This window comes from Streptomyces atriruber (assembly GCF_001418325.1).
GTDB lineage: Bacteria > Actinomycetota > Actinomycetes > Streptomycetales > Streptomycetaceae > Streptomyces > Streptomyces atriruber.
The window spans coordinates 1-1,565 of record NZ_LIPN01000564.1 but is presented as its reverse complement, the minus strand read 5'-3'; the positions used below and the strand labels follow the sequence as shown (position 1 = coordinate 1,565).

Below are 1,565 nucleotides of genomic sequence, written 5' to 3'. Positions count from 1 at the left end.
TAGTCCCAGGCGCTCGGCGAGGCGTGCTCGGCGCGCAGGCGCAGGTTCGTCGCCCAGCGGTGGTGGCCGTCCGCGATCAGGGCCTGGTGGTGGGCGAGGTCAGACTGGATCTCGGCGATCTCCGCGGGGTCCGTCACGGCCCACAGCCGGTGGTGGAAGCCGTCCTCCGTGGTCGTCGAGAGGAGGGGCTCGCGCAGGGCGGTCCGTTCGACGACGGCCATCGCGCCGCCGGGCTCGTGCTCGCCGTCGGTCTCGCTGCGGTAGGTCAGGAGCAGCGGCTCCAGGTTGGCGGAGGTCGCCTTCATGAGGGCCGCGCGGTCCTCGACGACATGGGCCATCACGCCCTCGTGCGGGAGGACGATTCCGTCCGCGGCCTCCGAGAGGCGGAGAGCGCCTATGACGCCGCGCTGCAGCATGTCGCTGTCCTGCTGTTCGTACACGTACAAACTGGGCTCGGCGTCGGGGGCGAGGATGCCCTCGCCGAGCCAGGTGTGGAGCGTGTCGGCGGCCTGTTGGTTGCGGGCTGCCGGGGTGGTGGCCTGCGGGAGGATCAGCCGGACGATGTTGTGCGGGTCGGCGGATTCCAGGTGGAGCAAGCCGTCCGGCCGTACGACCACGTCGTACGGCGGTGAGGTCACCGCGGCGAGACTTCCGACCCGTTCGGGGACATAGCGCACACCCCGGAACGGGATCAGGTCGAGGCCGCTGACGTCGTTGTCACCCGCTGTGTTCATTAGGGCATCGTATGTGTGTCAGTGGCATAAGCGATGATCGGGGGAGTGGGATCGAGCGAGGAGCGATGCGTAATGAGCCAGGCCGCGAGCCGGACTACAGATGCCCGTGTCAGGACGTGCCCGGAGGGCAGCGAACGGGCGCTGAGCGAGGTCTACGACACCGCTCTTCTCGACCTCGACGGAGTGGTCTATGCGGGCGGGCACGCCATCGCGCACGCGGTCGACTCGCTGGGCACCGCCCGCGACGGCGGCATGCACCTGGCGTACGTCACGAACAACGCGCTGCGGACGCCGGACGCGGTGGCGGAGCATCTGACGGAGCTGGGGATCGCGACCGAGGGCCCGGACGTCATCACGTCGGCGCAGGCCGCGGCCCGACTCGTGAGCGAGCACGTGCCGGAGGGCGCGCGGGTGCTGGTGATCGGCGGTGAGGGGCTGCGGGTCGCGCTGCGCGAGCGGGGTCTTGAGCCGGTCGAGTCGGCCGACGACGATCCGGCTGCGGTGGTGCAGGGGTACGGGGGCCCGGACATGGCGTGGGGGCGCTTCGCCGAGGCCTGTTATGCCATCGCGCGCGGAGTGCCTTGGTTCGCGTCGAACACGGACCTGACGATCCCGAGCGCGCGGGGCATCGCGCCGGGCAACGGCGCCGCGGTCGAGGTCGTCCGGATCGCGACGGGCGCCGAGCCGCGGGTCGCGGGCAAGCCGCTGCCCCCGATGCACCGGGAGACGATCCTGCGGACCGGCGCGGAGCGGCCGCTCGTGGTGGGCGACCGGCTGGACACGGACATCGAGGGAGCGTTCAACGGCGAGGTGGACTCGCTGCTGGTGCTG

Annotated in this window: 2 protein-coding genes; one reads left to right on the top strand and one right to left on the bottom strand. The window is 71.4% G+C overall.

The window, feature by feature from the left end; translation table 11 throughout:
* On the bottom strand, window positions 1–734 hold a 734-nt coding region (locus tag AOK03_RS38455; protein ID WP_157869203.1), incomplete at its 3' end, for a DUF1015 domain-containing protein.
* A gap of 72 nt (window positions 735–806) precedes the next feature.
* Between AOK03_RS38455 and AOK03_RS38450 the strand changes: the two genes are divergently transcribed.
* A partial coding sequence (locus AOK03_RS38450; protein WP_055569997.1) for an HAD hydrolase-like protein occupies window positions 807–1,565 on the top strand: 759 nt, incomplete at its 3' end.